We start from the raw sequence: 24,551 nt of genomic DNA on the forward strand, positions 1-24,551 counted from the left end.
CAAATATTGAAACAACACACTTCATAACTAATAAAAGATGAGACCAATCAATAATCCTAAAATAACAATTAACCAAGATGGTGCCTTGCAATAAGCCAATAATACAAATAATGTAGCAGCAAAGGCAAAATCCATATTGCTATTTACTGATGATGTGAATATAGGATCATAAAAAGCTGCGATTAAAATACCTACTACGCCAGCACTGACAGCTTTTAGCATTGATTTTGCGTAGCGATTTGATTGTATGTGCTCCCAAAAAGGTAAAACACCAACTAATAATAAAAAGGCCGGTAAGAAAATAGCAATTGTTGCAATGATACCACCTGTAACACCAGACATAACGGTTCCAATATATGCAGCAAATGTAAACAACGGCCCTGGAACTGCTTGTGTTAATGCGTAACCTGATAAAAAGTCATTGGCACTAATCATATCAGTTGCTACAAATGATTGTTCTAATAAAGGTAAGACAACATGTCCGCCGCCGAATACAAGAGCACCAGAACGATAAAAGTTGTCGATCATGTTAATCCACGAATTGTGAGTGACAAAATTCAATATAGGTAAGATTAATAAAAGACTAAAAAATAGTATAAGAGAGATGGCGCCTACTATTCGTGGAATATTGAATATCTTTATCAAAGACTTCTGTTCATCTGTTTCTCTAAAAAGCGCTAATCCAACTATAGCCACTACAGTCAACGCACCTAATTGTGATAATGGATGAATGACTGTTATAGCTACTACTAAGGTGAACAACGCTAAAATTTTTGTTTTTAAATCGGGTAATAATTTTTGTCCCATACCTATAATTGCATTTAATACAATTGCAACGGCGACTAATTTCAGACCATGCGTCCAACCTAAATCGTTGCTATAAGCTAATAGTAAAGTGGCACAAAGCATGAGTACAATCACTGAGGGGAGAGTAAAGCCAATAAATGAAATTACTCCGCCAATCAACCCTGCCTTAGTTATACCAATACCAAATCCAACTTGACTACTAGCTGGTCCAGGTAAAAATTGACATAATGCGACTAGATTGGTGTATTGTTGTTCTGTTAACCATTGCCTCCGTTTTACATATTCATCATAGAAGTAGCCGAGGTGAGCTGTTGGACCACCAAATGAAGTGCAGCCTAACCTCAGTGCTACGAGAAATACTTCAAGATATTTCATAACAAATAACCTCCCAAGTTTAAATTTCTCCGACAATTTCTTTTAATTTCTGGTGACTTTTTTCTAACATTTTCTTGCCAAATGAAGTGATTGTGTAGTTCTTACGTTGTTTACCGTCAACGACAGTTTTTTCACTAACGAGTAATGACTCATCTTCCATTCGATGTAAGAGAGGATATAGCGTTCCAGCACTCATTGCATAACCATGTGTTCTTAACTCATCCATCATCCAGCTACCATAAATAGGATGTTCATTAGCATGATGCAAAATATGGATATAAATAAAACCGAGAAACATACGTCTTTCTAATTTAGAATCGATATCATCCAGCCCCTTTAATCATTAATAACGGAAATCGATATCGGTTTCCGATATCATAGACAATATAGCATATATCACGGTATTTTTGACTGGATTTACAAAAAGTTTAAAAACTTATAATAATTGTCACTTTATATATTTGAATATACTCAATTAACAATAAGTAAGATAATTTACTAATTATAGATAAGTAAGTTACAATTGTGTGTAAGCGCTTACTATGATTGTGTGACATGTTAATTTAAATCGTTGTTAAAAGGAGAATGCACATGAGAGACAAAGTAATTATTGTGACAGGCGGTAGTAGTGGTATGGGTAAAGCAATGGCAACAAAATTTGCCAAAGAAGGTGCAAACATTGTAATTACTGGTCGTTCATTAGAACGATTAGAAGCGGCCAAAGCTGAAATGGAGAAGTTTGAAGGTCAAGTGCTATGCATAGATATGGATGTGAGAGACCCTGAAAGGGTTCAATACACAGTAGATAAAACAATAGAAACATATGGAAAAATTGATGGCTTGGTCAATAACGCGGCAGGTAATTTTCTATGTCCGGCAGAAGACTTATCACTCAATGGTTGGAACTCTGTAATAGATATTGTCCTTAATGGAACTTGGTATTGTACACAAGCTGTAGGTAAAGAATGGATAAAAAATGGTCAACAAGGACGTATTATTAATATGGTAGCGACCTATGCATGGAGAGCTGGTATCGGGGTGGTGCATTCAGCAAGTGCTAAAGCTGGTGTATTATCTATGACTAGAACATTAGCAGTTGAGTGGGGAAGTAAATATGGCATTACAGTCAATGCAATTGCGCCAGGACCGATTGATAATACAGGAGGCTCAGGAAAACTTAGTTTATCAGAAGAAGCTAAGCAACAAACGCTTGATAGTGTTCCGTTAGGTAGAATGGGACAACCAGAAGAAATAGCTGGTTTAGCTAAGTTCTTATTATCAGAAGAAGCTAGCTATATAAATGGTGCATGTATGACTATGGATGGCGGCCAATGGCTGAATCAAAATCCATTTTAACTGAAGAATGGGAATAATTTACTAACATATCCTAAAAAAGTAATGACGAATGTCGTTCGAACAGTTCTTTAATTAGTACACATAACTAGAATATAATTTAGTTAACCGATACAATTTTAATTTAACCTCATTCAATTGAAATTATCGTCCTTTTCTACTATGATATAGACTTGTGTTAAAAAATTAATAAAAACTTTAATTTACGAAACTTTTTGGTTCAATAACTAGAAAGTTTCTTTTTATGTCGTCTGATTTTTTAAGGAAGAAATTGTTAACATTGAGGAATTTATATGTGTATTTTAAATAATTAAGAAAAGAGGTGTTTGGGGGATGTTGTATAAAATCCATTTTAAAAATATATGTTTTTGTATTTTAGGTACGTTTCTTATTAGTATAGGTATCAATGCGTTTGTCATTGCTTCAAATTTAGGGGAAGGTGGCACAGTTGGTATTTCTTTAAATTTGAAATATACACTTGGCTTATCACCTGCGCTTACTTCCTTGGTTATAAATATGATATTAATTATGATAGGTTGGAAATACTTAAGTAAGACTACTGCAGTCTATACTTTAATCACAGTTATCTCGAGTTCAGCGTTTTTAGGATTGACTGAATCATTTAATATGCATTTAGAATCTGATTTTATCAATACAGTGTTTTCGGGTGTGTTGATAGGAATCGGAAGTGGACTAGTGATTTCCGCACGAAGCACATTGGGTGGTACTTCTGTCATTGCTAAAATTATAAATAAATATAGCGAGATAAAGACGTCACAAGCATTGTTTATTTTAGATTCAATCATTGTATTATCTTTCTTAATTGTACTACCAGTGCAAAACGTATTATATACGATTGTAATGCTTTTTATTGTTGAAAAAAGTATGACATTTATTATAGAAGGTTTTAATCCGAAAAAAGCGATTACGATTATTTCAGATCATAATAAAGATATCAGTTTAGATATTAATAATGAAACAGGTAGAGGTTCCACACTATTAAATGGTGTAGGAGGCTATGAACGTAAAGAAACAAATGTACTCTATGTCGTGGTACCACAAAATCAATTAGCTAGAATTAAAAAAATTGTTAACGCACATGATGAAAATGCATTTTTAGTTATCCATGACGTGCGTGACGTCTTAGGTAATGGATTTATGAAACTACAATAATTTGGCATTGTAGTTAGGAAATCAACTTTTTATAAAATGATTGCGTAATTTCAACTAGTTATTTACTGTTTATATGGTTGATGATTTGAAGACCCGTGGCTTATGTTGAAGCTTGGGGTCTTTTTAAATTTAAAAAGAGCTATAAATGAACCTATTGATATAGATCTCTTTATAGCTGAATTTAATGTGTTAATTATGGATGAAAAATAACCTTATTAAAATGTTTCTTGTTATTTACTATTGCATCAAATGTTTCAGGGCCTTGCGCCAAATCTAGATAATCTGAAATCATAGCATGTACTTTAATTTTCCCAGTAGACATATAATGTAGTGATGCATGCCATTCTTCACCTGGAAATGGCGCAGATAAGCCATTCCAAGAACCAATCACATTGAGCTCATTACGTAATATCTTTTCAAAGTGTTCACGATTGATTTCAATATCTGAATAAGGGATACCAAGTAGTAAGACTTCTCCGCCTTTAGACGGTAATGTTAAGACTTGCCCTATAGTATATGGTGATCCGGCAGATTCAACGGCTACATCTATATTATACGGGAGTTTCTTAATAACTTCATTTAGACTTTTCTCTTTAGAATTAATTGTATAATCAACACCAAGTGTTTTAGCAATTTCTAGTTTGTTGGGATCTATATCTATAGCAATAGTCTTAGCAGCACCAAATATTTTAGCCCATTGTAAGGCTAGTAATCCAATACTTCCGCAACCAATGACGGCTACAGTCGCACCGGGTTTCATATTAGTTCTATAAAACCCATGTGCTACCACTGCAGATGGTTCAACCATAGCGGCCGTATCAAAGTCTACATTATTAGGTAACTTTAAGACGTTATGAGCTGGGAGTTTAACGTATTCTGCAAAACATCCTGGTTCATAAGAACCTATGACATATAAATTTTCACATCTAGAATATGCACCTTTTTCACATTGTTCACAGTTGTGGCATGCGATCGCAGGACATCCTGTCACGGCATCACCAACATATAAATGTTTTACATCACTGCCTATACTATAGACAGTACCTGAGAACTCATGGCCAAATGGTGTACCTGCTCGGTAAGGACCTAGTTTTTTATAACGCGAGTTGTCGGAACCGCAAATTCCTGTTGCTACTACTTTGATAATAACATCATTGCTGTTGTCAATTTCAGGTGGTGTTGTTTCTTCATATCTTAAATCTTCAATGCCATATAAGTTTAAAGCTTTCAAATGTTGTCACCTCTTAACTTGTAAATATGAAATGAATTAGCCTTGCTCAGAAGTTGTTTTTCTCTTTTTAAAAAATTTAGCAACAAAGTAACCGACAATGACGATCGTATTCGCATATAGTAAGTTGTTCATATATAAATCTGTAATGTTTCTCAAGGGTCCAAGCATGAAATCCAACATTAGTTCTACCATATTTTTACGCTCCTTATATCGTTTGTATATTAACGAAGACTATTTTGAAAATTATTCAATAGGGCTAAGTAATACTTTGATACCTTCGCCACTCTTTATATGGTCGTATCCTTCGGTCCATTGTGTAATATCAAGTTCGTTTGTAATAAGAGATTCTGCGTCGACTTCTCCACAACTGATCAGTTGTAAAGAAGGTTCCCAATCTGCTGGCTTTTGGCTTCTAGTACCTACAATAAGTAATTCTTTTTGAACTATTTGCTCTAAATTGAATGGAATTTCGCTATCTTTAAAGATACCAACTTGAACATATTGCCCTTTTTTACGTAAAATATCTAATCCTTGTTTGGCGGCCGGTATTGCGCCAGAACATTCTAATACGATATTTGCACCATAACCATTAGTGACTTTATTTACATATGATTTCAAATCAGTATTTTGAATATTAACTACATGATCTAAGTTAAGTTCATTTGCTTTATTTAGTCTTGCTTGATCATTATTCAATCCAGTGATGATAACTTTAGCGCCTTTACTTTTAACAACTTGAGCGACTAACAGTCCGATAGGACCAGGGCCAATAACAACGACAACATCTTCAGGTTGGATGTCTATTTTAGAGACGGCATGGTGAGCGCATGCTAAGGGTTCAGTCATCGCAGCAGCTTTGTAAGAAACATTGTCAGGTATGTGATGGGCGCTATTTGCTGGAGTAACTAAGTATTGAGTGAAACCACCGTTTTGTTGAGTACCCAAACCTTTTCGATGATTACATAAGTTGTAATCACCGTTTTGACAATAGTCACATTCCCCACAAATGTAGTATGTTGTTTCTGAAGTAACACGATCCCCAATATTAAAATTTGTAATATTTGTACCAACTTCTACAACTTCTCCTGAGAATTCGTGACCGAGTATAACTGGAAAATTCACTTTATAATGTCCTTCATATGTGTGAATATCTGTACCACAAATACCTGCATAATGGACTTTTATTTTTATTTCATCTTCATTCGGTGAAGGCGTTTCTGTATCTAATAATTCTAGGTTTCCAAAACCTGCTTTAGTTTTAACGAGTGCTTTCATGTTTAGTCAGCTCCTATAAATTAATTAAATAAGCCAAAGAATTTGAATATAATATAGTTTAATATGTTACCTCCTTGGTCTATACTTGAAATCTGTGATGATCCAGATGGCATTTTCACATTTGTACCTTCTGCCATACTTGTGAATATCGGTGCAACATCAGTTGCGATATATAAGGAAATTGCAATCATGATTGTGCCAACAATAACTGAGTGTATAATGTTTCCTCGAGCAGCACCTACAATAAAAGCGACAATAAACGGAATGGTTGCTAAGTCACCAAAAGGTAGCACTTGGTTACCAGGCAAAATAACAGCTAACAATACGGTGATAGGTACTAAAATTAAAGCGGTTGAGATAACTGCTGGATGTCCTAATGCAACAGCAGCATCTAAGCCAATATAGATTTCGCGATCACCAAAACGTTTGTTTAGCCATGTACGTGCGGATTCTGAAACAGGCATTAAACCTTCCATCAAAATCTTAACCATACGAGGCATCAATACCATAACTGCAGCCATTGACATACCAAGATTTATTACGTCACCAGCGTTGTAACCAGCTAATAAGCCAATTGCTAAACCGAGTACTAAACCGACGAATATAGATTCACCAAATGCGCCGAACCTTTTTTGAATCGTTTCAGGATCTGCATTTAAGTTTTTAATTACAGGTACTTTTTGCAATCCTTTTACTAAGAAAATACCTGGAGCATATGAAATTGTACTGCCTGTTGCAATAGACACCCCAGGTAAGTCATAAAATTTACTCATCATTGGTGCAGTCCAATCAGCCACTTTTAGACAAACAATTTGGAATACAGCAGCGGCTATTAAAGATTGCCAAATACTGCCAGATATTGCATAAACCATGGCACCCATAAAGGTATAGTGCCAGAAATTCCAGATATCTACGTTCATAGTACGTGTTGTTTTTGTTAATAACATTGCAATGTTAACGACAATGCCTAAAGGAATAATAAATGCAGCAATTGTAGAGGCCCATGCAATAGAAGACGTTGCTGGCCAACCCACATCAATGACATTTAAACTAACCCCTAAGTTTTTAACCATAGCTTGAGCAGCAGGACCAAGGTTGTTAACTAGTAAATCAATAACTAAGAAAATCCCAACGAATGCAACACCAATTGTCAGACCTGATCTGAATGCTGCGCCCACTTTTTGCCTAAAGAATAATCCTAATAGAAATATAACGATAGGAAGTATAACTGTTGCCCCTAAATCTAAAAAAGCTTGAATAAAATCTACAAATCCACTCATCCCTTACACCATCCTCTTTATATAAAGTACTATTGGTATAAATTAAGATGTCACTTTGTTATAACTAAAAAAATTGTTTCGGCATTTATCCCAACAGTTCGTACGATCATTTTAATAAATGGTTCATTAGCTTTGTAACGCATCTAAAATTTCTTTTTTAGTGTCTTCAACCCCGATACCGGTTAAAAAGTTACGTGCATTAATAACAGGAAAGTCGTATTTTTTTTGCGTCATAGCAGTTGTAACTAATAAGTCTGCTGTATCAACATAAGAGCCTACCTCAGAAATTTTTATTTGTTTTAAATCTACTTTGATGTTGTGTTCTTTCGCCATTTCTTCAATTGCACTGTTCACTACCGTTGATGTTGCAATACCTGCACCACATGCTACTAATACTTGTTTCATAATAAATTCCTCCTAATTTTTGATCTGTATATTTAAGATATATTGCTTCAAAGATTCATGATTCCGAAAAGCTGTTTATGCTTCTCTAAGTTCATTTTCGATAATATCTACGATGTGAGTACTGTTTGTTGAAGTTGCAATGGCTTCAAGTATTTGATTGTTTTGAAAAATACCCATTAGTTTTTGGAGTAATGATAATTGTGTATCTTCTTTATCCATTGCGAGCATGAAAATTAATTTTACATCTGTTGTTGCTTCAAGTTCTCCCATAATCACAAAAGGTACGGTTTCTTTAAGCACAGCCACGCCGATAGATTTTGAATTAACGTGTTGAATGTCTGTGTGTGGAATTGCTACCGAACAATACACTGTAGGTAAGCCTGTAGCAAAAGATGCTTCTCTTTCAATGACTGCATTTTCATAAGATGATTTGACATAACCATTGTTGTACATGCGTTTTGCTAATTGACTTAATGCCTCATCTTTTGTGGCTGCCTCTAAACCAATAATGATGTTAGATGTATCCAATTTTAAACTTTCCATATGGCTCAACCCCTTTGTTTTACTCTATTATTGAAAAGTGTTTAATAACTTCGAACACTTGTGATTTTGAATCTGTTCGTATAATGTTTTGTACCATTTCGGCGTCTTGAGCCAAGTCTCGTAATTGTAATAGAGGTCTTAAATGTTTGAATTTATCTGTAGCTGCAATAATCACAAATAAATTTACATCAAGTCCTGTTTTTAGTGTTAATGGTTTATCTAATACCAACATACTCATAGAAGTACGATTCACATTTTGTTCGTTTTCTGCATGTGGTATTGCGATATTTTGATTAATAACCATATACGTTTCGTCAAAATATTGAATCATAGAATCAATGTAATTAGCATCTATATAATTTTGCTTATAAAGTGGTTTAGCAGCTACGCGTATGGCCTCGTCTATATTTTTAACGTGAGAGATTAATTGAATATGATTGATAGGTAGCAAATCCTGCAAATTTAAGTGATAATCCAATGATATTGAAGACGATTCGATTGATGTATAGGCATGAATTTCATTGAACTGTTGTTTAATTTCATTTAATAGACTGTCCTCATTATGAATATCAGCGTGTTCACGTATCATCGCTAACATTTTTTGAGCGTGTATATCAGTATCAAATGTGTTGTTAAGTTGTCCGAATACGTGTTGGCGTAGATGATGTTTTTCTTTAGCAGTTAGTATCGCTTTAGTGATGTATAATCTCTTATTTGTCATGATGTGCATTGGTGAGAAGACTACATCAAAATCGAGATTATATTGATTAAACTCGCGTAGTGATAACGCATCTAAAAATATAAATTCAGGAAATACGCTTCGTAGTTCTTGCAACATTAATTGAGAAATTGATGTTCCTTGTGTACAGACAACCACTGCTTTCACTTTTTTATCAATGTCTTCATCTTGTCTTCTTAAAATCCCGCCGATAATAATGGTTAAGTATGCAGTTTCATTGTCGGGCAGAGGTTGTCTTAATATTTTTTCCATTGGTTTAGAAGAGAGTTTTACAAGGTGAAATAATTCTTTATAGTCATCTTCCAGAGTATTCTGTAAACTTTCGATGTCAGATAATTGATATCTAATTCTGTAAAAAGCTGGCTTCATATGAAACATTAATTGATTAAGTAGTGTTTCACGCTCTTTAAATGTGATGAAAGTGATTTTTTCAAATTGATCAAGCATAGACTGAAGAGCTACTTTTAATTCAGGTAAAAATGTTGAATCATCTAGTTCTGACCATTGCACACTTGTTGATAAAAGTTGTAATGTTATAAACAGTTTTTCTTGTCTAGGTATATCAGAGTAATTTGTAGTGAGTATTTCTGTTGCTCGATATTCCTCAGTGTCTGAGAGATCATCATAGCCAATGGAAAAGGGTGAGATAATTTTGTTATGTTGAATTCTTCTAATAATAAAATAGAGTTTATAACGTAACGTTTGTGTACTTTGATCTATAAAATTGTTTTGTAAATATTTTTCGATTTTATTAATTTGTCTATCTATGATTTGAAGTTTTTCTTTGCGTAAACCTAAAATATCAAAAACATCATGGTTTAAAATGTTTAGTGTATATGCTTTATCAATTAAGTTAGTTAAAAGTTTTCTGATTTCAAATTCATTACCTTTTAAATGATAGCCTTTTTGTCGCGAGTATTTCAGCATAATATTATATGGTTCAAGTAGTGACTTTAATTGCTTTAAATCGTTTAATACAGTGTTCTTACTAATTTTTAAATCGATAGAAAAGTGGTTTAACGATAGCATTTCATCTTCTTTAAACAACATCAGTAAAATGAGGTGCGCGCGCTGACAAGCAGTATATACTTGCTCATTTTCCTGTGGTAAAGGTTCAATATATACATTAAGAAAATGTTTTATTGCGTCATCAACGATGAAGAAGCCTTGGCTAGTACGCTCTATCGTAGGTAAATTTTGTTCAGTTAACCATGTATTGATCTTTTGGATTCTATAGCCAAGTTGTCTACGAGATATATTGAACATTAATTCGAGATCTTTGCCTTTAAGCTTAGGGTTTTTAATCAATTCTGTAATGACGCTCAAGTTTTCTGTCTGTATACTGAATCCCTCCTTTGTTGTTGACTCTAATTTAGCACATAGCATCAAAGCGTTGTACATTCATCAGACACAAATTCAATTTTATATTATGTACATCATTGTGATGAACGCTGTAATATACAATGAACATCATTGTTCTAAGACTTTCATTAGATTGTGAAATCACTGAACATATAAAGAGATTTTGTTTATTTATGAAAAGGGAGAGTGGGGTTTCAATTTTGTTATTAGAATAGAGTATTCACAAAGATACTGATATTAAGAAGAAAAACTTATGATAAAACAATAAGTAAAATAGAAAAAGCTGATTTCCGTTTATGGAAACCAGCTTTAAATGGTGTTTAATCCCTGTAGTTAAAGGCAAGAGAATGGGGAGTACAAAGAGGGGAGACTGAGTTCTGTCTTAAATACTCCCTATTTACTATTGATGTATATATTTAAAAAACTTTTCGAAAATATAATCTATAAAATACTAATACTTATTTACTTATTAGAATAACATTGAGTAGTGAAAACATTTCATTTTTGAAAGAGTTTTTAACATCTTGTACTACACCGTACCTTTGCACGAAACAACATTTTAAATACCAACTTTCTAAAAACATCAATATCATATTTCGGAAATCGTCTTCGTTTATTACAAAATCAGAATCATTATAATATCTAGTAACATGGTTATCTAAAACATGATGCGCATTTCTGATAAGTAATAAAAATTCATCTTTAAATTGTTGAGGTGCAAATGATAGTTGTAGGTATAATCTAATATAATTTACATCAACATTAAATATGAAATTAAATAGGAAATGATGTAAATCATCAACTGAATAATTGGAATCTTTATGTGCCTCTTCTATAAAATCTATAAAATAATTTATACACACTTCTATACATGAGCGATAAATTTCGTCTTTGTTGTTATAGTGATAATATAAACTTGCTTTTTTAATATCAACGCTACTTGCAATTTGGTTTAACGTAGTGCCTTCATAGCCATTTTCTGAAAATAAGGAGATGGCATTTTCAATAATTTGTTCTTTTACTCCTAGTTTCAATTTAAAATAGAGCCTCCATATATCAAATTTAATCATATGAAAAAAATAAATTCAAAAAATAAATTATTTCTATTATAACAGTGATTGTACATGAATTGAAAGCAATTGTATTTATATAGTGTGTAATGTGTTTGCTATGTTATTTATTTAATTAATTATTATCTACATATATAATATGAAAAATGATAGCGAATAATTTGTTTAATCGAACTAAACATAAGCCTTAAAATCAATCATAGTTTTTAAAATATTGTATTCAAAAGGAAAATAGATGCCAAGAAGCTGGCACAAAGTAAATTAAAGAGGGCATAAAGATCGTTGATGATTATAACTGAATTATTCCATAAAAAAATAACTATTTAAAGTAAATACTTAATGAATTAGTTAAAAAAATTGTAAATAACAAATAATGTGAACAATTAAGACAAAAAAGATCCGAGACATCATCGATGTCTCGGATCTTTTTTACTTATAGGTAGTAAATAGCAAGAGTAGAAAGCTTGGTATAAGTATATTTGTGCTCTTGTCAATCATTATTAATTTTTATAACTACATTAAAGTTTGATCTTTTAAAAATATTTTCAATTTATAAGGCTGTTTACCGATGAGAAATCTAAAAATATAAAATTCTCGTAAGAAAATTCCTACACCGACACATAAGCCAAGGATAAATAATAGTGAAATTGCGATAAAAATAATAGTTGTATTTTCAAAAGTAGCTGTATATTTGTATAGTGTATCTAAAATAATAGGGTGTAATAGATATATGAAAAATGAAAAAGTGCTAATTAAATTAATGGAACCTAACATCAATGTTTTAAAATGTAAGCATACTCCCAGTAAAAGTAAAAACATAGACATATGGTAAAGTGTGAGTGAGTATGTGAAACTTGTGACTTGCCAATAATCATGTTTTGAAAATATTACAAAACCAACGTATGAAATAATAGATAAAGATATAATGATAAATAGATATTGTTCTAAAAATCGTATAATTTTGTCATAATGAAGTCCTACATAACCACCAACAAAAAAGAAAAAGATCCAACCTAATATAAAGGTATTTTCACTTAATGGATAAACTTTATGGAATATACTGGAAAATTCAGAAGAATTTTGTAAAAAATATAGAAACGTTGTTTGTATGATAAAGCTTAAGCCTAATAAGGTTTTACTATTAAATAATTTAGGAGTTATTTTAAAAATAATATAACTTAATATAAAAAACTGCATTATTACAATAATAAAATAACCGTACCAATAACCTAATAGAACATTTTCAATAAATTGATGACCAAAACTAGTATTTGTATTTAAAGTCTCACTATAACAGTAAAAAGAACCGATGCATAAATAGGGGATAAATATATATTTAAATCTAGACCATAGATAATCAAATTTAAGTTCTTTGTAATTTAGTGTTGTTAGTAATTGAGATAGGATAATGAAACAAGGCGTACCGAAAATGAAAATATTTTGTATATAATAAATTAATTTAAGTTCGCTTAGTTCCGAATCAGCTATACCTTGCATATATTGTGTAATAATATGTGTTAATATAATCAACATGCATACAAAAGCTCTAAAATAAATGAGTTCAATTTTTGATTTAGTCATCTTTAAACCCTTTCCAATTTTGGATTAGTTTGTTAAAAGTGTCGTCATTCATAAGTATTCTAGGAATATAATAATTGTTATCATTTGGTGTAATAGCTTTATCTTCAAGTGTGTAACCATATTTAATGCCAGCATTGTTAAGGCTCGTTATATTTTCATCAGATATTTGGCCATATGGATAAGCGATCGAATCGTTTTGGTTACTAAAATGTTTCTTTAAATAGCTATTACTATTTTTAATATCATTTTCTAATTTAATATTGGATGCTGAAACCATTAATGATTTATTCTTTTTTAAACTATGTAAATCATGCGTATGTGAATTAAATTCCCAAAACCCGGATGCTTTCATTTCATTTAATTGATCGAGCGTTATGAGATTTAAATTATGGAAGTTTTTTGTACCAACACGATTAGTTATAACAAAACCAGTAGCTGGAACATTATGCTTTTTTAAAATGGGATAAGCATTCTTATAAATAGATGCATCCATATCATCAAAATTAATCCAAACACTCTTTTTAGGAAAATTTCCGCTTTCTTTATATTTAATTAATTCTTTCTCAGTTAAAAAATGTGCATCATGTGCTTTTAACCATTTAATTTGATTTTCAAATTTTGATTTGCTAATACTATAAGACTTTAGCTCTTTACTGTTTGAGCTGTAATATAATAGTTTATCAAAAAAGTTATCACTTCTTACACGATGATAATTTAAAGCAAGCGCACTATTTTCTGCAAATTTTAATTCCTTTTGTTTTGCGTGAATCTCAGATGGAGAATAGTTTGAAAGAATTATAAAAATAACCAATAGCACAAAAAATGATTTTCTTATGTTAATCAATTTAAACGCTCCTTATTTTTAAGCATATTAACTAAAAGGCTTATAGTAAAAATAAATATTGAAATTATTATAAATAATAATATGATTCTAAATAAAATATTCATGCTGGATAGTTCAATATTTAAAACTGTACGGATCAACAATACTGGATAACTGTTAATCTGTAGAAGTGAACCCCCAATGACTACAAATGAAATACTGCAATAGCACCAAAATATAAAACTGAATAATATTATAATAGATTCACGAATGACATTTAATTTTGATTTTACTGTTTGATATTGCCCCTGTCTGGACTGCTCCATGTTGCAAACGCTCCTTTCTTCCTCTTCAATGCTTTAGGGAAAGCAATAATTGCTACAAGCGCGTTAATAATCCAGTAAATTGTTGGATACCAACTTAGAAAAAATATAGTTAAAACGTTTATCTTTTCGTAGCGACTATCGATAATTAAAGATATAGTGAATTGGATTATATTGATAAACGTTAAAATTAGCGCAGAGAGTATGACAATTGTAAATTGATATTCCATATAATAGTAATCAAAGAAGTTTGCGTTAATCAGCGTCAACATTAATATAAATAAAACTAAATAAACCCATATAAGTGAGAAAATTTGCTCAAATAATAATAAATATAATGCTGGATTTTTAGATTTGAGTGTACGCTTAAAATCACGTATCAAAACTTCTTGGCCACCTTGTGCCCATCGTACTCTCTGTTTCCATAAACCACCTACAGTTTCAGGAACGAGCATCCAACATAATGCACGAGGTTCATATTTAATATTCAATTTGGAAAGATGGAATTTCCATGAAATAGCAATATCTTCAGTTATCATATCGATGTCCCATTTATTCACTTGGATTACTGCTGATTTTCTAAATAATGTGAACACACCTGAAATTGTATTAATTTTACCAGTTATAGATTGAGCTCTTTTAATACTTCCTACCATACTTGCATATTCAACAGCTTGAATTTTTCCTAATATAGAACTTTTATTTCTAATCCTAGGATTTCCAGTCACTGCTGCTAAATGTGGGTTCTTACGGAAGTTATCTAACATATAATAAGGCGCGTCGTTATTTATAACAGTATCTGCATCAATTCCCATTATAAATTCATAAGTTGCGTACTTGATTCCCTCATTTAAAGCATTTGCTTTCCCTTTATTTTCTTTTAAATCAATAAAGATGAAATTAAGCGATTCTTTTAGTTCGTTTACTACTTTTGCAGTGAGGTCACTACTACCATCGTTAATTACAATTACTTCTTTATTAGGAAATTCTAGTTGTAAAACATTTTCAATAGTTTCTTTAATCGTCTCTTCTTCGTTATAGCAAGGTATTAGAAAAGAAATACCTTGTTCATCAATTTGCTTATTAGGTCTACGTTTAAGTCGCAGTTCATGCGAAAGGGAGTAGAAAAGTGTACCAACAATCCAGAAAATAGACATAAACAAAGGATAAATTAGTAATAAGTTAAATATTTTCAAATTTTTACCTACCTTCCGTTAGTTAGTGTTTAAATCTTATAACTTTATTCACAATTATGCAACTGTAATTTTATTTTTTTAAAAATTAAGTAATTATTAATTGTCATTAATCTAATCGTGCGAAACCTTTATGATGGCATGTATAGTAATTTTGAATAAAATTTGACAAAATTATATTTCTATAAATAGAAATATAATTTATCTTAAAAATAAATAAATGTAAGTGATCATTTTTAGGTGTACTTGCCATGATAGTGTGAAATTACTATAAAATTTTGAATTATTGCGTTTTGAATTGACATATTTTTGACAAAATTTCATAATAGTAAATGAATATAAAAATCTAAATATTCACATAAATATGTTTGGAATGATGCATATCGATGAAGTAAGTATAAGATGTAAAGCAAGGACAATGTTGTCAGAGGCAGCAATAAATAAAATTTCTGAGGTATCAGGACAATTACAAATGATTGCCAATTTGAATCAGGCAAATGTTTTTATTGATTGCCCAATAGAAGAGCATGGTGAAGTTATTGTTGTTGCAGAAGCAGTTCCGGTGAATTGTAAAAGTTTGTATCAAGGATCTGTAGTAGAAGCTAATGTTTATGAAAAGTTTGAGCCTGCTGTATTTGAAGTGCTTTCAGGTAGTGAATTTGCACAACATCGGGCAATTTCACAAGAAGGTAAAGTTGTAGAGCAGAGCGCTACGCCAATTAAATTAGCTAATGAAATTATTGGTATTCTAATAATGGAAATAGACGTCAGTAATAAAATTATGGAAGAAAAAAGATTGAAAGCATTAACACAAGCAACTAGTACTCTAAGTGATTTGGTATCGAATTCGGAGAATAATCCAATTTTTGTACCAGACATGATTGAAGAAAGCTTGTTTGATTTAGATAATGATTTGAACATACGTTATTTTAATTTAGCAGGAGAAGCAATGGTAAGTGAGCTTTTACATTTGGACTGTGAAGCAGGTTTGAATTTCATAGAGTTGTTTCCATCTATCGAAAATATGCTGACAGATGGACGAGTTATCACAATTGAAGAGCGTGCGCTACAGGGGCATTATTTTCAAATTAAATGTATACAGTTGCTTGAAGATGGTGTGATGACCGGTCATTTAATTCTGTTAAAAGATATTACAGATTTAAAAGAAAAAGAACGTGCATTAATATCTAAATCAGTTGCTATAGGCGAAATTCATCATCGTGTGAAAAATAATTTGCAGACTGTTGCCAGTTTATTGCGTTTACAGATGAGACGAGGTTTACCCAATGGAAGTGAAAAGTATTTCCAAGAAAGTCTTAACAGAATTTTAAGTATCGCATCTGTTTACGAAGTTATACTAGATGAATCATCTACAGATTCTGTGAATATTGATAAATTAATTAAAAAAATTGGGAATATGATAGTTTATAACGAAACTCCTAATAAAAAGATACATATTAATTATAAAACAGATGAAAATATCCACTTAATTTCAAATATAGCAGTGTCTATCGCATTAATTGCAAATGAACTTATAACGAATTGCTTAACACATGCATTTAATGGACAAACAGAAGGGGTAATTACTGTTTGTCTATCGTATAATGCTCAATCTGAATTAATTAATTTAAATGTACAAGACACGGGAAAGACTGTGTGTGAATTCAAACAATCATTTGGTTTGAAAATTGTAAACACAATTACGGAAAATGACTTGGACGGGACTTTTAAAATTGAACGTAACAGTGTTGGAACGATTGCGAGAGTGGAGTTTCAATACAAAGGGGAGAATTAATATGACATCTATTATAGTTGTTGAAGACGAGTCAATCGTTAGGATGGATATCGTAGAAATGTTAGAAGAAGCTAATTATAATGTAGTTGCTGAAGTCGGTAATGGAGAAAAAGCATTAGAAGTTACTGATAAGTTTCGACCAGATTTAATCATTATGGATATTAAAATGCCAAAAATGGATGGTTTAAAAGCAAGCAAAATTATTTCGAAAAAATACAATATCCCAATATTGTTACTGACGGCATATAGTCATTGTGAATATGTAGAAGAGGCGAAACAAGCTAATATAGTGGGCTATATTGTGAAACCTATTTCCGAAGCGCAATTATTACCAGCTGTTGAGATTGCAATGAGGCAAGCTCAAAATATTGCTGAATTAAGATATGAAGTGGATCATACTAAAAAACAAATGAACGATAGGAAACTTGTTGAAAAAGCAAAAGGCATATTGATGAAGCAATTAAATTTAACGGAAGAAGCAGCTTATCAGAAACTCAGGCGAAAGAGTATGGATGAGCAAGTGGGTATTGAAATTGAAGCTTCGAAAATCATAGAAAAATTGAGATAACAAAACAAGTGAATATAAAAAGCAAAGGTGCTTATTTGAATTAATCAAATAGGCACTTTTTTGTTTTTTTATAGCCTTTAACAATGGGGGAATCATTATGGAACATATTGGAACGGTAATTATTTATATTATTATGGCGTGCGCAGTTTTAGGTGCATTTGGTGCGATTCGTAATGCAGATAAAGGTATAGGTAAAGAGTTTATGGAAGGGATTTATACTATTGGACCTATTTTTGCTAATTCAGCAGGTATCATGGCATCAATTCCTTTTATTTCAAAATTCATAGAACAAGTTTTTGGACCGCTATTTGACAAGATTGGTGCTGATCCAGCAATCGCAGCTACTTCTATACTTGCAACAGATATGGGAGGATATCAACTTGCAGATGTTTTAAAGCAAAGTTATGAAGGATGGATAATGGCGATGATTGTTGGTTTTATGGCGGGGGCTACCATTGTGTTTACAATACCACTAGGGTTGCCAATGCTGGATAAACGAGATCATAAGTATATGGCGTTAGGAATATTGTCAGGGTTATTGGCTATACCATTTGGCGTTTTTATTTCCACGGTAATAATCCTATTAAGCCATACAAAAGTTAGAACAGTCATTGATACAACAAGTGCTGCAACACATATATTTCAAATTAGCATGTCTACGGTATTTATCAATCTTTTACCATTAATTATATTTGTGTTAATCACAGCAATAGGGTTGTATTTCTTTTCCGACATTATGATTAAGATATTTATTGTTTTTGGTAAGGTTCTAGATACATGTATTAAATTAGTATTTGTCTTTTCTGTAGTGGAAATATTTACAGGTTTGTTTACCACTATATTTGGTAGTTGGGGATTTGATCCAATTATGGCTGACAAGCACGATAATTTTAGAGCATTAGAAAATGCAGGTAATATAGCTATTATGTTATCAGGTGCTTTTCCAATGGTATATTTAATTCGTAAATACTTTTCTACGGGGTTACACAAAGTTGGAAGTAAAGTAGGGCTAAGTGAGGTAGGGAGCGCAGGTTTTATTGCAACAATTGCGAACATTTTAGCAATGCTTAAACTTGTAAGGGATATGCCTCCGAAAGATAAGGTGCTCAATATTGCATTTGGTGTATGTTCAGCATTCTTATTAGGTGATCATCTTTCTTATACAGCAAATTTTCAGCCTACACTGATACCTGCTGTAATGATTGGTAAGTTGAGTGCAGGTATTATTGCGATTATATTTGCATATATATTATGTATTCCAAAAGCGAAAAAATTAGAAGAAATTGATAGACGTGCAGGCATTATTGGCGAAAATGAATATTTAGAAAATAAGTAATAGTAATAGTTCGAGGCTACAAATTCAGTATTTAAACTATTCAAAACGACTGTTTCAAATATAATTTGTACAAAGTTGATGGAAAATGAGATGTATCAATTATTGTTCATAGAATTAAAAAATCCCGAGACTGATAATGTCTCGGGATTAATTTATATTTTATTAAGAAAATCTGAATGAAATTATTTAAGTTAGTAGTTAAGTTAAAGTATTGGTGCATGTGTATTTTTAAATTATGTGCTAAAAGTGACCATAAAATATATAAGGTTTTGCTACAATTCTCTAAAGCTTTTTAAATATATGTGTGATCACTTAGAAGTAGTTTGCAGTGATACCGCCATCTACGTTAATGTTTGCGCCGTTTGTCCAATCTGATTCATCTGACGCCAAATATAACGCACAGTTTACAATATCTTCTGGTTTACCGAAGCGGCCAGTTGGCTGTCTGTTTAATCTAGTATTTTTAGCATCTTCATCTGAGACTAACCACTCCATTAGTAATGGTGTTTCGATTGGTCCTGGACTTATTGCGTTAGTTCTAATACCTTTAGGTCTAAATTGTATAGCTAAGGATTTAGTTAAAGAAACAACAGCGCCTTTTGATGCGGTATAGGCATCTTGTGGTACAGAACAACCCATTTCAGCGACAAATGATGCAATATTAATAATAGAACCAGAATTATGTTTCTCCATTTCAGGAATTACATATTTTGTCATAAAGAAAATTCCTTTAACATTGATATTCATGACTAAGTCCCAGACATCTTCACTTGTATTTACTACAGAATTATCCGCTTCAGGCATAACACCGGCATTGTTATATAGTACATCAATTTTTCCATAAGATTGAACAGTCTCTGCAACTGCATTTTTAACATTCTCTTCGTTTGCAATATCTACTTTGAACAAGGAGGCTTCGCCACCATTGTCTTTAATTAATTGCACAGTTTCAAGTCCAGCTTGCTCATCTCTTTCAAAGACCGCAACTTTAGCACCTTCATTGGCAAAGGTTTGTGCTGCAATTTTCCCCATACCGCCACCTGCGCCGGTAATAATACATACTTTATCTTTTAGTCTCATAAATTGTTCCTCCTTATAATAATAGTTCAGTATTGTATTAGCTCTGTTCGAAATAACGTGAACGTTCCCAAGTCGTAACGTAAGAGTCGAAATCATTTTGCTCTGATTGTGCTGCTTCTAAATAGTGATTTGCGACATCTTTACCTAATACTTCTGTGACAACTTCACTATTTCTCCATTGCAAAATAGCTTCATGTAATGACGATGGAATTCGAGTGATACTATCTTGTTCGTAGGCATTACCAACCAATTCGTCACTTAAAGGAATCTTGTTATCGATACCATATAGTCCTGCACCTATAAGTGCGGAATATGCTAAGTAAGGGTTCATATCTGCACCTGAAATACGTGATTCAAAGCGTAATGAATTGCCATCACCAACTACACGGTAACCTGCTGAACGATTATCTCTGCTCCATGCTATGCTAACAGGCGCCCAAGAGTTTGGTGCGAAACGTTTATATGAATTGACGTAAGGTGCAAACATTAAGGCGAAATCTTTGGTATATTTTAAAATGCCAGCTAAGAAATGTTGCATAGTTTCAGATTTAGGTTCTTCTGCGTCATCACCAGCATAGAAGGCATTCGTTTTTGTTCCTTTTTCCATCATGCTGAGATGTATATGACCACTTGATCCAGTCCACTCTTCGTAAGGTTTAGCCATAAAAGTTACGGATTTATCATTTTGTATACAAATTTCTTTCATTCCATGTTTGAACATGATGTGTTGATCTGCAGCATTTAAAGCATCCGAATATTTTAAATTGATTTCATGCTGCCCTTTGTAGGCCTCACCTTTTGAAGATTCAACAGTAATTCCCATAAGATGCATTTGGTGTCTTATTTCTTGATAAATAGGCTCGTTTTTACTGCCTTGTAGTAAATTGTAATCTTCATTTAAATGTCCAGCAGCTTCCAAATTATTGTAACCTTGCTTTGAAATTTCTTCGAAAGAATTATTAAATAAGTAGAATTCTAATTCACTAGCCATATGTGGTGATAAACCATGTGATTCAGCCTTTTGGATTTGGTGTTTTAATATATTTCTTGGTGCAATACATATAGGCTCACTACCGTCTACGGAGTAAACATCACAAAAGACCATGGCAGTTTTTTCTAACCACGGCACAACTTTTAACGTATCTAAATCAGGTACTGCTAAATAGTCGCCATAGCCTTTATTCCAATTCATAAATTCAAAGTTTTCATTTGTATCCATTTCAAAATTTGTACCTAGTAAGTAGTTACAAAAATGTGTGCCTTCTGAAATATCATTTTCTAAAATAAAGTCTCCTGTAATTCGCTTACCCATGAGTCTTCCTTGCATATCACAAAATCCCATGATGATAGTGTCAATTTCATCTGATTTGACTAATTCAATTAATTTATCTTTTGTTATATTTCCAGTTACTCTATTTTTGTTTTGCATATGTGACATCCCCTTAGCTATTTTGTTTAAATAAAGATAGTGAAATATATTTTAATTCTAGGAAGCCATCTAGGCCGAAGTGACTGCCTTCGCGTCCCATCCCGCTTTCTTTAATACCGCCAAATGGTGCTTGAGGTACACTTAATTGAGTTCCGTTAACGCCAATCATTCCAAACTCTAATTGTTCACTAATTTGATATACTGTGTTGATATTATTAGAGAAAAAGTAAGCAGCTAGTCCATAAGGTGAGGCATTTGCTATTTCTATTGCTTCTTTAGTAGATTCAAAAGTAATAATTGGTGCTACTGGTCCAAAGATTTCTTCTTGAGCAATCGACATAGTTGGCGTGACATCAGTTATAACTGTAGGTTGATAAAAAAGTTCAGAGCCTGCTATATCAGCTTTGTGCCCACCTGTTTTAATAGTTGCACCATTTTCTTGGGATTCTGCTACTAATTTTTCAACTTTTTCAATGGCTTGTTGGTTAATTAATGGACCAACTTGTGCACCGGATTCATTGCCAGGAGCTACTTTTAGCTTATTAACTCTACTAATGATTTTTTGGGTAATCTCTGATTCGATATCTTTGTGTACGAGTATGACGTTAATTCCATTACACATTTGACCACTATTCTCAAATTTATTATCGACTATAGCGTCAGCTGCGTTATCTAAATCGGCGTCAGGTAATACGATTGCAGGTGCGTTACCTCCAAGTTCTAGAGAAATACGTTTTATTTGTTTGGAGGCCTCACTCATTAAGGTTTTTCCAATTTTAGTAGAACCAGTGAAGGACATTTTTTTAACGCGTTTATCGTTAAATAGTTTGTCAGATATTAATGAAGAGCTACCTGTAACAATATTAGCAACGCCTTTATCGATGCCAGTAGCTATTAATTCTTCAAAAATAGCAATCGCAATTCTAGGTGTCTCACTAGACGGTTTAACAATAACTGTACATCCTGCAGCTAGTGCTGGTGCAACTTTACGTGCAACCATTGCACCTGGGAAGTTCCAAGGTGTAATTAGACCACAAACACCTACGGGTTGCTTAATTACTGAAATACGTTGGTTTTCAGATGATGGTGGAATGATTTCCCCATATATACGCTTGCCTTCTTCGGCAAACCAGCGAATGAACTTAGCACAAACACCAATCTCACCAAATGCTTCGTTATATGGTTTGCCTTGTTCTTCACTCATAATAGTTGCAAGTTCTTCCTGTTTATTAAGTAAGTTCACTGCCCACTTTTCTAAAAATGCTTGTCTAGTTTCAGCTGTATAATTAGACCAACTTTCAAAAGCATTAGCAGCGCTATCAATTGCTTTTTGAACGATCGGACCATCTACACTAGGAACTTCTCCAATAGTTTTACCACTTGCAGGATCGACAACTGATAAAGTTTTTTCAGTTTGAATTTGCTCACCATTTATCCAATTGTAATTTAAATTTCGTGTCATAAAATCGCCCCTTAACATGCAAAAAGGCGCTTATATACACAATCAACGGGATTGTGATATAAGCGCCTTTGCTTAATTTATATTTACTTGTGAAAATTCAAAATAATATTACTTGTTTCTTTTATATATTGATATAAACAAAGATTACTAAAATTTTTAAATCTTGTCAATATTCAGATAATATATTATACTTTTTCACAATTAAAGGCAGGGGGTATGGTTTATGCAAGATACATTAGATTTATTAGAACATTTGATTCAATTTGATAGCTCTAGTCAACACACTGCAAACGAAACGATAGATTATTGTGCGGATTGGTTACAAAAAGAAGGTTTGGCGTCAGAAATAATAATAAATAATGGTTATAAGATGCTTGTTTGTAACGTAGGAGAAGGCAATAAAAAACTTGTATTAAATGGTCATGTTGATGTTGTTAGTGGTAAGAAGCACCAATTCACACCACAAATTGAAGACGGCAAGATTTATGGGCGAGGTTCGGCAGATATGAAAGCAGGCGTCGCTTCATTTATGGTAGCGATGCGTGATTTGAATAATATTGACTTAGGAGATGTATGTGTTCAACTTCAATTGGTAACGGACGAAGAAATTGGAGGATATAATTGTGCTTCATATTTAACAGATCAAGGTTATTTAGGGGATTTTGTAATTTGCGCTGAACCAACACAAATAGGAATTGGCTTTCAAGCTAAAGGTATTTTGCAATTTGATATTCAATTAAAAGGGAAAACAGCTCATGGTAGTAGGCCTTGGGAAGGGGAAAATGCAATTGCTAAAGCGATGGATGTTTATCATAAGATACTTGATTTGCCCTTTGCTAAAGAGTCTACAGATATATTTGAGTCACCTTCAATTAACCTTGCCAAGATTAAAGGTGGCGAAGTATACAATAAAGTGCCTGATGAATGTTTGATTTCATTTGATATTCGCTATTTACCCAACCAAGATAAAGAAGATATTTTAGCGCAAATTAAAGAGATTACTGATGGTGAAATTACTTTGAATTTGACTGGTTCAAGCGTTAAAAATGAAATAACCAATCCTTATATCCAAAATTTGATACAACATATTAAAAAGGTTGGAAATAAAGAGCATGTTGATGTGTTCGGGCAACATGGTTTTGCAGATACAAGATATTTTTCAAGGTATGATGTCCCGGCCATTGAATTCGGTCCATCAGGTGGGGAATGGCATGGTGATGGTGAGTATGCAGTTATTGAGTCTTTAGAGACATATAAAGATATTATTATTTCATTTAGTAAGAATTTTGCTCATTAAAAAAAGAATAACTCATTCATCATGAGGGTAAAGGATTACTATAACAAAAAT

22 protein-coding genes are annotated in these 24,551 nt (G+C 32.5%); 6 read left to right on the plus strand and 16 right to left on the minus strand.

Features of this window, described 5'->3' with window-relative positions:
* Nucleotides 1-27: 27 nt before the first annotated feature.
* Both chrA and BTM19_RS04850 read right to left on the minus strand, forming a co-directional pair.
* Nucleotides 28-1,182, minus strand: coding sequence for a chromate efflux transporter (gene chrA, locus BTM19_RS04845; RefSeq protein ID WP_029378602.1), 1,155 nt, complete (start codon nucleotides 1,180-1,182; stop codon nucleotides 28-30).
* Between the two features lie 19 nt (nucleotides 1,183-1,201).
* Complete coding sequence (locus BTM19_RS04850; RefSeq protein WP_029378601.1) at nucleotides 1,202-1,504, minus strand: PadR family transcriptional regulator; 303 nt, start codon at nucleotides 1,502-1,504, stop codon at nucleotides 1,202-1,204.
* Between the two features lie 263 nt (nucleotides 1,505-1,767).
* Between BTM19_RS04850 and fadH the strand changes: the two genes are divergently transcribed.
* Both fadH and BTM19_RS04860 read left to right on the plus strand, forming a co-directional pair.
* The gene (fadH, locus tag BTM19_RS04855; protein ID WP_172606465.1) at nucleotides 1,768-2,538 is read left to right on the plus strand and encodes a 2,4-dienoyl-CoA reductase; all 771 of its coding nucleotides are present in this window, start codon (nucleotides 1,768-1,770) and stop codon (nucleotides 2,536-2,538) included.
* 330 nt (nucleotides 2,539-2,868) lie between these two features.
* Nucleotides 2,869-3,708 carry a YitT family protein gene (locus tag BTM19_RS04860; RefSeq protein WP_029378599.1) on the plus strand — a complete coding sequence of 280 codons (840 nt, stop codon included), beginning with the start codon at nucleotides 2,869-2,871 and terminating at the stop codon, nucleotides 3,706-3,708.
* 193 nt (nucleotides 3,709-3,901) lie between these two features.
* Here the strand turns inward: BTM19_RS04860 and BTM19_RS04865 are convergent, their stop codons facing one another.
* The 11 genes from BTM19_RS04865 to icaA form a co-directional block, all read right to left on the minus strand.
* Nucleotides 3,902-4,939 carry a galactitol-1-phosphate 5-dehydrogenase gene (locus BTM19_RS04865; protein ID WP_029378598.1) on the minus strand — a complete coding sequence of 346 codons (1,038 nt, stop codon included), beginning with the start codon at nucleotides 4,937-4,939 and terminating at the stop codon, nucleotides 3,902-3,904.
* A 36-nt stretch (nucleotides 4,940-4,975) separates the two neighbouring features.
* Complete coding sequence (locus tag BTM19_RS13050) at nucleotides 4,976-5,131, minus strand: hypothetical protein (RefSeq protein ID WP_099265762.1); 156 nt, start codon at nucleotides 5,129-5,131, stop codon at nucleotides 4,976-4,978.
* Between the two features lie 51 nt (nucleotides 5,132-5,182).
* Nucleotides 5,183-6,214, minus strand: coding sequence for a zinc-binding dehydrogenase (locus tag BTM19_RS04875; RefSeq protein ID WP_038679275.1), 1,032 nt, complete (start codon nucleotides 6,212-6,214; stop codon nucleotides 5,183-5,185).
* Nucleotides 6,215-6,234: 20 nt separating this feature from the next.
* On the minus strand, nucleotides 6,235-7,494 hold the full coding sequence (locus BTM19_RS04880; protein ID WP_029378596.1) for a PTS galactitol transporter subunit IIC: 1,260 nt from the start codon (nucleotides 7,492-7,494) through the stop codon (nucleotides 6,235-6,237).
* A gap of 126 nt (nucleotides 7,495-7,620) precedes the next feature.
* A complete protein-coding gene (locus BTM19_RS04885; RefSeq protein ID WP_029378595.1) occupies nucleotides 7,621-7,899 on the minus strand; it encodes a PTS sugar transporter subunit IIB in 279 nt (92 codons plus the stop codon).
* 75 nt (nucleotides 7,900-7,974) lie between these two features.
* A complete protein-coding gene (locus BTM19_RS04890; protein ID WP_029378594.1) occupies nucleotides 7,975-8,442 on the minus strand; it encodes a PTS sugar transporter subunit IIA in 468 nt (155 codons plus the stop codon).
* Nucleotides 8,443-8,461: 19 nt separating this feature from the next.
* Nucleotides 8,462-10,582: a BglG family transcription antiterminator gene (locus BTM19_RS04895; protein ID WP_051283175.1), complete on the minus strand. Its 2,121-nt coding sequence runs from the start codon at nucleotides 10,580-10,582 to the stop codon at nucleotides 8,462-8,464.
* 419 nt (nucleotides 10,583-11,001) lie between these two features.
* The gene (locus tag BTM19_RS04900; protein ID WP_029378592.1) at nucleotides 11,002-11,577 is read right to left on the minus strand and encodes a TetR/AcrR family transcriptional regulator; all 576 of its coding nucleotides are present in this window, start codon (nucleotides 11,575-11,577) and stop codon (nucleotides 11,002-11,004) included.
* 549 nt (nucleotides 11,578-12,126) lie between these two features.
* Nucleotides 12,127-13,194, minus strand: coding sequence for a polysaccharide intercellular adhesin biosynthesis/export protein IcaC (icaC, locus tag BTM19_RS04905; protein WP_029378591.1), 1,068 nt, complete (start codon nucleotides 13,192-13,194; stop codon nucleotides 12,127-12,129).
* Nucleotides 13,187-14,038, minus strand: coding sequence for an intercellular adhesin biosynthesis polysaccharide N-deacetylase (icaB, locus tag BTM19_RS04910; protein WP_231495842.1), 852 nt, complete (start codon nucleotides 14,036-14,038; stop codon nucleotides 13,187-13,189). Before icaB ends, icaC begins: the two co-directional genes overlap by 8 nt.
* Nucleotides 14,039-14,306: 268 nt before the next feature.
* The gene (gene icaA, locus BTM19_RS04920; protein WP_099265763.1) at nucleotides 14,307-15,536 is read right to left on the minus strand and encodes a poly-beta-1,6 N-acetyl-D-glucosamine synthase IcaA; all 1,230 of its coding nucleotides are present in this window, start codon (nucleotides 15,534-15,536) and stop codon (nucleotides 14,307-14,309) included.
* Nucleotides 15,537-15,909: 373 nt separating this feature from the next.
* On the opposite strand from icaA, the gene BTM19_RS04925 reads away from it, so the two are divergent.
* The 3 genes from BTM19_RS04925 to eutH all read left to right on the plus strand — a co-directional run bounded on the left by BTM19_RS04925 (nucleotide 15,910) and on the right by eutH (nucleotide 19,232).
* Nucleotides 15,910-17,328 (plus strand): sensor histidine kinase, encoded by a 1,419-nt coding sequence (locus tag BTM19_RS04925; protein ID WP_265588639.1) that lies wholly within the window; start codon nucleotides 15,910-15,912, stop codon nucleotides 17,326-17,328.
* A 1-nt stretch (nucleotide 17,329) separates the two neighbouring features.
* Entirely contained in the window at nucleotides 17,330-17,896 is a 567-nt protein-coding gene (locus BTM19_RS04930; protein WP_029378587.1) for an ANTAR domain-containing response regulator, read from the plus strand.
* 97 nt (nucleotides 17,897-17,993) lie between these two features.
* Complete coding sequence (gene eutH, locus BTM19_RS04935; protein WP_038679273.1) at nucleotides 17,994-19,232, plus strand: ethanolamine utilization protein EutH; 1,239 nt, start codon at nucleotides 17,994-17,996, stop codon at nucleotides 19,230-19,232.
* 312 nt (nucleotides 19,233-19,544) lie between these two features.
* On the opposite strand, the gene BTM19_RS04940 is transcribed toward eutH, so the two are convergent.
* Genes BTM19_RS04940 through BTM19_RS04950 form a run of 3 tightly spaced genes read right to left on the minus strand, consistent with a single transcriptional unit; the run spans nucleotide 19,545 to nucleotide 23,203 of the window.
* Entirely contained in the window at nucleotides 19,545-20,312 is a 768-nt protein-coding gene (locus BTM19_RS04940) for an SDR family NAD(P)-dependent oxidoreductase (RefSeq protein WP_029378585.1), read from the minus strand.
* A gap of 37 nt (nucleotides 20,313-20,349) precedes the next feature.
* Nucleotides 20,350-21,741: a glutamine synthetase family protein gene (locus BTM19_RS04945; protein ID WP_029378584.1), complete on the minus strand. Its 1,392-nt coding sequence runs from the start codon at nucleotides 21,739-21,741 to the stop codon at nucleotides 20,350-20,352.
* 13 nt (nucleotides 21,742-21,754) lie between these two features.
* Entirely contained in the window at nucleotides 21,755-23,203 is a 1,449-nt protein-coding gene (locus BTM19_RS04950; RefSeq protein WP_029378583.1) for an NAD-dependent succinate-semialdehyde dehydrogenase, read from the minus strand.
* A 223-nt stretch (nucleotides 23,204-23,426) separates the two neighbouring features.
* Here BTM19_RS04950 and BTM19_RS04955 point away from each other — a divergent pair, with 223 nt between their 5' ends.
* Complete coding sequence (locus BTM19_RS04955) at nucleotides 23,427-24,500, plus strand: M20 family metallopeptidase (protein ID WP_038679271.1); 1,074 nt, start codon at nucleotides 23,427-23,429, stop codon at nucleotides 24,498-24,500.
* Nucleotides 24,501-24,551 lie beyond the last annotated feature (51 nt).

The sequence above is a fragment of the Staphylococcus xylosus genome (assembly GCF_002732165.1).
GTDB lineage: Bacteria > Bacillota > Bacilli > Staphylococcales > Staphylococcaceae > Staphylococcus > Staphylococcus xylosus.